Genomic DNA, 8,208 nt, shown 5'->3' on the forward strand with positions numbered 1-8,208 from the left:
TTGAAAAATTAAAATGGATTTTATTATGGAAAACAAGAACAGAAAACAGAACAAAGGCGGACGCAAGCCAAAGGTTAATCCTAAAATGAACCGCTATGTTTTTCGGCTTACGGACGAAGAAAACGCTAAATTTTTATCGTTGTTTGACCAATCAAGAATGGATAACAAAGCAAGGTTTATTGTTTCGTTATTGTTTGGAAAGGAAATGAAGTCCGTGAAAATCGACAAAGGAACGGTTGATTTTTATATGCGACTGACCTCTTTTCACAGTCAATTTCGTTCTATAGGCGTAAATTACAATCAGATTGTAAAGCTGTTGAATGCTAATTTTTCAGAGAAAAAAGCGTTGGCTTACCTTTACAAATTGGAAAAGCAAACTATTGAAATGATAGCCATTTTCAAAAAAGTGGTTGAGCTAACAGAAGAATTTGAAATGAAGTATATGAAGAAATATTAAAAGTTTTTGCAGGAACATCCGCACAGTTCTGATTTGGGATTGTTCAGCCTGTTGCCCCAAGCACAGGGCGAGGACTACGAGGAAGAACAGTTTGCCAACCGAATGAAAAAAACCCTCAAATCTTAAGAAATAAAAGACTCTTGTTTTAATTTCAAAAATGAATCTAATTTTTTCATTACATTTGACAAATCAGTCCAAACAATCCTAACAAAATGAATTCCTTTGGAGAATATTTAAGAAACAAACGAGAAAAACTGGGACTTCCACTTAGAAAAGTTGCCGCCGAACTCGACATTGATACTTCCATTTTGAGCAAGATCGAGAGGAGTGAAAGAGTAGCGACAAAAGAAATGTTGCCTACTCTGGCGAAGACTTTGGAAGTTCACGAGAAGGAAATACAGATTGAGTTTATTCAATCGACAGTTTTTAGTGAACTCGGTGACTTGGAATTTTTAGCTGATGGGCTTAAAAACATATTGAAGAAATTATGAGCACGAAATTTTTTACCAACGAAGAACAGAATACACTTCTCAAAAAAATCGAAGGTATTTTTAAACATAAAAGCATTTACTTCTTAGATGCTTTAGTTGGCTATTTTCGAGCATCTGGTTATTTTCAAATCAGAGAGTTTGTCGAAAGTGCCCAAGAAATAAGAATTCTCGTGGGTATCAATATTGATTCTTTGGTTTATCAGGCAGACCAACAGGGTGTACTATTTGACGGAAATACTGAAAAAGCACAAGAAGAATTTTTTCAAGAAGTAAAAAAGAATATCCAAGAAGCAGAATATGACAAGACCGTTGAGGACGGAATGTTTCAGCTAATTAAAGACATCACAACAGGGAAAGTAAAAATAAAAATTCATCCGAAGCAGAATATTCACGCTAAGATTTACATTTTCAGAGAAAAGGAAAAACACGACCACGGATATGGATCTGTAATTACGGGTTCGAGCAATCTGACTGATGCCGGACTCTCCAAGAATTTTGAGTTTAACGTCGAATTAAGAGATAATACAGATATTGATTTCGCTACTCAGACCTTTGAAAAACTTTGGGAAGAGGCTGTGCCAGTAGATATGGAAAGCATTGAGAAATTGAAAAAGGAAACATACCTCAATGATAACTACACGCCTTATGAAGTTTATCTGAAATTTCTGATTGAATATTTCGGAAAAAGCATTGAATTTGACCCGAATTCCATTTCAGATTTACCGAAAGGATTTAAAAGACTTTCTTATCAAGTGGATGCTGTAAATGACGGCTTCTCCAAAATGATGAAGCACAATGGCTTTTTCCTATCAGACGTTGTGGGGCTTGGAAAAACAATTGTATCGACACTTATAGCAAAAAAATACTTCTATACTAACGGCTTTCCAGAACACCGTTCCAGAACACTGATCATTGTACCTCCAGCATTAAAAGACAACTGGATTGAAACGATTGAAAAATTCAATCTGGATAATGTGAAGATCATAACTAATGGAAGTTTGCATAAAATCAATGATGCTACTATTTATGATTTAATCATTGTGGATGAAGCTCACAAATTCCGTTCTGATACCGCAGGGATGTACAATGAATTACAAAAAATATGTAAAACGCCAACCAGAAGGGCTTTGCCCGATGGAACTACTGTTCCTAAACGCGTTATTCTTGTTTCCGCAACACCTTTGAATAACAGACCCGAAGATATTGCCAATCAAGTTTATCTTTTTCAAAACAGTAAGGAATCAACATTAGAAACGGGAAACTTACAACATTTTTTCAGACAGCAAATTGATGCTTATAAGAAACTGAAAAACGAATCTGATATTGTAAAAATACAAGCAGGTGTAAAAAAGATTTATGAAAAGATAAGAACTAAAGTCATTGAACCGCTAATTGTCCGCAGAACAAGGACAGATTTGGAAGTACACCCTCTTTATAAGGAGGATTTAGATAAACAGGGTATCAAATTTCCAAAAGTTGATAAACCTAAAAAGATACTTTATGAACTTGAGCCACATTTAGAAGACTTGTATGACAAAACAATTTTCGTGTTAAGTCACGAGACGCGAGGGTTAAAATACAATCGTTATCGTGCTATTGGCTTTTTGAAACCACACAAAAAGAGTAAGTACAAGCAGGCGGATATGATTTCGACTCAATTAGCCAAGATCATGAAAACGCTCTTGGTAAAAAGGATTGACAGCAGTTTTTATGCTTTCAAGCAATCGCTTTTCCGGTTTACAAAAGCTACTGAAGCAATGGTAACAATGTTTGAGAATGGTCGTATTTTTATTGCTCCCAATTTACCTGTATCGGATATGATAAACGAAGGTAAGGAGGAAGAACTGATGGATTTGGTACTGGAAAAGTCCATTGAAGACCCAACTATTGACATTTGTGAACCCGATGATTTTGAATACGATTTTTTGCCCGGTTTACAACACGATTTGAAACTGCTCAAAGAACTTTCAGCAGAATGGGAACAAGTAAATGAAGACCCTAAATTGGAAGTCTTCGTAAAGTATTTGAAAGATATCCTTTTAAGTAAAGCTATCAATCCTGAGTCTAAATTAGTCGTATTTTCAGAAAGTAAGGAGACCACCGGCTATTTGGAAAAGGAATTGCCCAAATATATTTCCGCAAGTATTCTTTCGGTTGACAGCAAATCACGAAAAGACCGAATGCCGACTGTCCGTAAAAACTTTGATGCCAATTTGCCAAAAGTGGAACAGGAAGATAATTATAGCATCATATTAACCACAGAAGTTTTGGCAGAAGGGATTAACCTACACCGTTCTAATGTAATTGTGAATTATGACACACCTTGGAACTCTACCCGATTGATGCAACGTATTGGTCGTGTCAACCGTATTGGTTCAACAGCCGATGAAGTGCACGTTTATAACTTCTATCCTACAGCCAAAGTAAATAATGATATTGAATTGGAGAAAAAGGCCATTATGAAATTGCAATCTTTCCACGCTGCATTGGGTGAAGACAGCCAAATTTATTCGCCTGATGAAGAAACTGAAACTTTTGGACTCTTCGATAAAGGAGTGGAGGAGGAAAAAGATGAAAAATTAGCCTATCTAATGATGATTCGTGACATCAAAGAAAAAACACCGGGCATTTTCAAGCAAATTAAAAATATGCCCTTGCGCGCAAGAGTTGGAAGAAAAAATAAAGACTTAAATCAAAGTACTATTTGCTATATCAAAGACAGTAAACGTGATGCGTTTATCAAAGTAAAAGACAACGATGATACAGAGGAACTTACATTTTTAGAGACCGTAAAGATTTTTGAGGCAGAAGTTTTAGAAAAAGCTATTTCGCTACACAATAAACATCACGAACAAGTGCAAGCAGGTATTTTTCTTTTTTCCGATTTGTTAGAAAAAGAAAAAGCTAAAGACAAGAAAATTGACACGACGCAGGGGCCAAATGAAAAGAAAGCTAATGCTTATTTAGATGCAATGCTTAGCTTACCTTTGGTAAATGATGAAGAACGAGCTTTAATCATAAAAGCGAAAGAATCCTTGCGACAAGGTAAGTTTCAAAATCTTCAAAGAGACATCAATAAATTTCAACGAACATTAAAAAAGTTTCCATTGAAGCCTGCCATCATTTTGGAGAAAGTCATCGAAATACTCAAAGGGTATCCGCTTATGAACGAAGAAGCTGAACAGGATTTTGAGCGAAAAATCATAAAGGCTAAAAACCTAAGTCCCGAAATCATCATCACTGAAAGTTTTAGCGAATGAGCCTGCACACAAAAGAACATCAAAATATAGAATGGAAAGAGTCGTGGCATAATGATTATTTCAAGTGGATTTGCGGTTTTGCAAATGCCCAAGGAGGAACTTTGTTTATCGGCAAGGATGATAAAGGGAAACTAAAGCACGTAGCAAATACGAAGAAACTTTTGGAAGACATTCCTAACCAGGTGAGAGACCTTTTAGGACTGATGGTGGATGTGAACTTGCACACAGAAAATAAAGCTGATTATTTAGAAATAATAGTTGAGCCATATCCTTTTCCCATAAGTTTGAGAGGCAAATACTACTATAGGTCAGGAAGTACACTACAGGAATTAAAAGGTACAGCCTTAACTAAATTTTTGCTTCAACGACAAGGCAAAAAATGGGATGGTGTGCCTGTCCCCAATATTACAGTCGACGACCTTAAAAACGATACGTTCGATTTCTTTAGAAAGAAAGCTGTTAAAAGCAAGCGATTAGAACCTGAAGATATCGAAGGAACCAATCAACAGTTACTGGAAAACCTACAACTTTATTTGGAAGATGAAAAAATGATTAAGCGTGCAGGAATATTGCTTTTTCATCCTAAACCTAAAAAGTTTGTAACCGGAGCTTTTATTAAAATTGGATTTTTTGAAGATGATGATGATTTAAAATTTCAAGATGAAGTAAAAGGCAACTTATTAGAACAAGCAGAAAAAGCTTTGGATTTACTTAAAACGAAGTACACTCAGGCCATTATCTCATACCAAAACGGAAGTAGAGAAGAAACTTTTATTTTCCCGGAAGAAGCTATTCGGGAAGCGTTGTACAATGCGATTGCTCATAAGGATTACAGCAGTGGTATCCCTATCCAAATAAGTGTTTACCCCCACAAAATGATTTTCTGGAATGAAGGACAATTGCCCGAAAACTGGACAGTGGAGAAGTTGACCCAAAAGCATCCTTCCAAGCCGTACAATCCTGATATTGCTAACACTTTTTTCAGAGCAGGTTATATTGAATCTTGGGGACGAGGAACGATAAAAATGATAAATGCTTGCAAAGCACATAAAATAGCTCCTCCCATTTTTTCGAATATCCCGCCTGATTTTCAAGTAGAATTAGTCAAGTATACAGATAAAGGGCTCAAAGGATCTGGATTAAAAGAGGAATTAAGAAAGATCATCCTATATGTTCAGGAAAAGGGAAGAATTTCAAACTCAGAGGTACAATCCATTTGTGATGTCAGTAAGGCTACTGCTACAAGATATTTAGGAGAACTTGAGGGAGAATGGATTGAGAAAATAGGTTCGACTGGTGTTGGAACGGCATATGTTTTTAAAGGGCTCAGTAAGGGCTCAAAAAAGGAATAAACAATGGTCTCACAAAGGACTCAAAAAAAGGGATAGAATATCAAAAACAAAACCCTAAGCAATGTTTATCAACACTTTATGATTTTACCAAAGGGCTCATAAAGGGCTCAATCTAACTCATAATGAAGGACTCAAACAATTTTAGACAATGAAAGAAAAAGACCTAAAATACAGATTACAACAATCGTTCGATTTCTCTATTTGGAAAGAGATATTGCTTTTATTCTTCAAAAAGATAGACTATTTCAGTCTTCCTAAAAACTTGTTTACTGAAAACAATAAAGTCATTGACGGAAGGCAAATAGGAACGGTAAAATTAGATGACGGCAAACAGTTGGCCATTTTCACGGTAGAAGTAGCGAACAACATTAGTATTGTCCGCAATCGTCAGGGATTACGTGAAATCGCCGCTAAGCATATTGACCAAAACATTATTCACGGTGCTTTGGCTTTTTTCTACAATAAAAATCAAGCTGACTACCGCTTTTCATTTATTGCTAAAGAAGCCAGTCTGGATTTAGAAACAGGTGAGTTCAAAAAAGATGAAACTAAACCTAAACGATACACCTATTTGCTTGGTGCAAACGAAGCCTGTACCACACCTGCCAAGCGAATGTTGGTGTTGGCTGATAAAAAGGAAAAAGGCGAAGTCAATATCAAAGAACTCAAAGAAGTGTTTTCTGTGGAAGCTTTGAACAAAGACTTCTTCAAAACCTACAAAGCACATTACGAAAAGTTTTGGAAGTACTTGGCAGAAGAAGAAAACCCTTTCCGAGCCAAACTGATTGATGCTGAAAAGGAAACCAAAGACCAACAGGAAAAACCTATTCGTGATTTTGTAAAAAAACTATTGGGTAGAATCGTCTTTCTGCAATTCCTGGAGAAAAAAGGCTGGATGGGTTGTGATGCAGACACCAAAGAATGGACAGGTGGAAGTCCACGCTTTATGTACCAGTTGTTTGAAGATTTTAGCAACCCGTCAAATTTTCACAGTCAATGTTTGACCAAGTTATTTTTTGAAACATTGAATACCAAAAGAACCAATGATGTATTTCAGGTAAAAGGTTTGAACGGAAAGTTGAACGGTTCCCGTGTGCCTTATCTGAATGGAGGTTTGTTTGAACCAGAGAAAAACAAAGCCACATTGGAAGTTGATTTTCCTACTGATTATTTCAAAGAATTACTGGAGTTTTTTGACCAGTACAATTTTACCATTGACGAAAACAGTCCGGACGACCACGAAGTAGGTATCGACCCCGAAATGCTCGGACATATTTTCGAAAACCTGTTGGAAGATAATCGTGATAAAGGAGCTTTCTATACGCCAAAGGAGATTGTGCAGTATATGTGCAAGGAAAGCCTGATTCAGTATTTGCTTAATACTTTCAGAGAAGAAAAAGATATTGAAGACTTTATTCGTTTACATACCGTAACTCCTTTTCTGGCTGATAAAGAAAATGCCGTATTACTTAACAAAAAGCTGGATGACATCAAAGTATGCGACCCTGCTATTGGTTCAGGTGCTTTTCCTATTGGGATGCTACAGGAAATTTTTGAAGCCAAACGCTTTATTTACCCATATTTGAAGACCAATGAGGCTTTCAACCCTGCTGATGTAAAAAAGAATATCATTCAAAACTCTATTTATGGCGTTGATTTGGAAAAAGGTGCGGTGGATATTGCCCAATTGCGTTTTTGGCTTTCGTTGGTAGTAGAAGAATTGAATCCACATCCATTACCCAACCTGGATTATAAGATTATGCAGGGTAATAGTTTGTTGGAAAGTTTTGAAGACGTGGATTTGAGCCAAATGGGAAATACCAAAAGCGATATAGCCATTGCCGAACCCATTCGTGATTTATTTGGCAACATCAGCGAAAGCCAAATGAAAATGACCTTTACCAATACGGAAAACATCAATAAAATTCAAAAACTGGTAAACAAATTCTTCCGTATAGAAGATGCCGAAGAGAAAAAAGCCATACGGGATGAAATCAACGATTTGGTGCTAAAACATATTGAATACAATATAGAACTAAGGGAAAATCAACTCAACCGCTTTATCAGCGAAGCAGGAAATCCTGAAGCCTTAAAAGCAACAGCCCGCAAAAAATACAATAGCTATGTAGCCGACCTTAACAAAGTACAGGAAACCAAAGCCAAACTATTCAAAATACATACCACAGACGAACGTCCTTACTTCTTGTGGCAACTGTATTTTATGGATGTATTCGAACAAGGTGGTTTTGATGTGATTATCGGAAACCCGCCTTATATTCAGTTACAGAAGAATGGAGGAAGTTTAGCCAAAATATACGAAAATCAAAGTTTTGAAACATTTCAGAAAACAGGGGACATTTATTCCTTATTTTATGAAAAGGGATGGCAGTTGCTCAAATCTAAAGGAGTGCTAACCTACATTACTTCCAACAAATGGATGCGAGCGGGTTACGGAGAAAATACCCGAAAGTTTTTTGCCGAAAAAACTAATCCTGTTTTGTTGATTGATTTTGCTGGTCAGAAAATATTTGAAACAGCTACCGTAGATGTGAATATATTAATGTTTACAAGGGATAAAAATCGACAAAAAACACAAGCCTGTGTAGTAAAAGAAAATGTGTTAAATAAATTGAGCGTTTTTGTTAGGC

5 protein-coding genes are annotated in these 8,208 nt (G+C 36.3%); all 5 read left to right on the forward strand.

What is annotated here, in order from left to right; all coding sequences use genetic code 11:
* Positions 1–25: 25 nt before the first annotated feature.
* On the forward strand, positions 26–457 hold the full coding sequence (gene mobA, locus HMPREF0766_RS20330) for a conjugal transfer protein MobA (protein ID WP_201680403.1): 432 nt from the start codon (positions 26–28) through the stop codon (positions 455–457).
* A 212-nt stretch (positions 458–669) separates the two neighbouring features.
* Positions 670–948: a helix-turn-helix domain-containing protein gene (locus tag HMPREF0766_RS20335; protein ID WP_003001779.1), complete on the forward strand. Its 279-nt coding sequence runs from the start codon at positions 670–672 to the stop codon at positions 946–948.
* Entirely contained in the window at positions 945–4,208 is a 3,264-nt protein-coding gene (locus tag HMPREF0766_RS20340; protein WP_003001781.1) for a helicase-related protein, read from the forward strand. The genes HMPREF0766_RS20335 and HMPREF0766_RS20340 overlap by 4 nt, the downstream gene beginning before the upstream one ends.
* Positions 4,205–5,560, forward strand: a complete 1,356-nt coding sequence (locus HMPREF0766_RS20345; protein ID WP_003001784.1) for an ATP-binding protein — start codon at positions 4,205–4,207, stop codon at positions 5,558–5,560. Before HMPREF0766_RS20340 ends, HMPREF0766_RS20345 begins: the two co-directional genes overlap by 4 nt.
* A 148-nt stretch (positions 5,561–5,708) precedes the next feature.
* Positions 5,709–8,208 (forward strand): Eco57I restriction-modification methylase domain-containing protein (locus tag HMPREF0766_RS20350; RefSeq protein ID WP_003001786.1); only part of this gene is annotated, 2,500 nt, incomplete at its 3' end.

This window comes from Sphingobacterium spiritivorum ATCC 33861 (assembly GCF_000143765.1).
Classification (GTDB): domain Bacteria; phylum Bacteroidota; class Bacteroidia; order Sphingobacteriales; family Sphingobacteriaceae; genus Sphingobacterium; species Sphingobacterium spiritivorum.

Coding starts and splice junctions, on each gene's coding strand:
- mobA (WP_201680403.1), top strand. CDS start 26: ATGGAAAACAAGAACAGAAAACAGAACAAAGGCGGACGCAAGCCAAAG.
- HMPREF0766_RS20335 (WP_003001779.1), top strand. CDS start 670: ATGAATTCCTTTGGAGAATATTTAAGAAACAAACGAGAAAAACTGGGA.
- HMPREF0766_RS20340 (WP_003001781.1), top strand. CDS start 945: ATGAGCACGAAATTTTTTACCAACGAAGAACAGAATACACTTCTCAAA.
- HMPREF0766_RS20345 (WP_003001784.1), top strand. CDS start 4,205: ATGAGCCTGCACACAAAAGAACATCAAAATATAGAATGGAAAGAGTCG.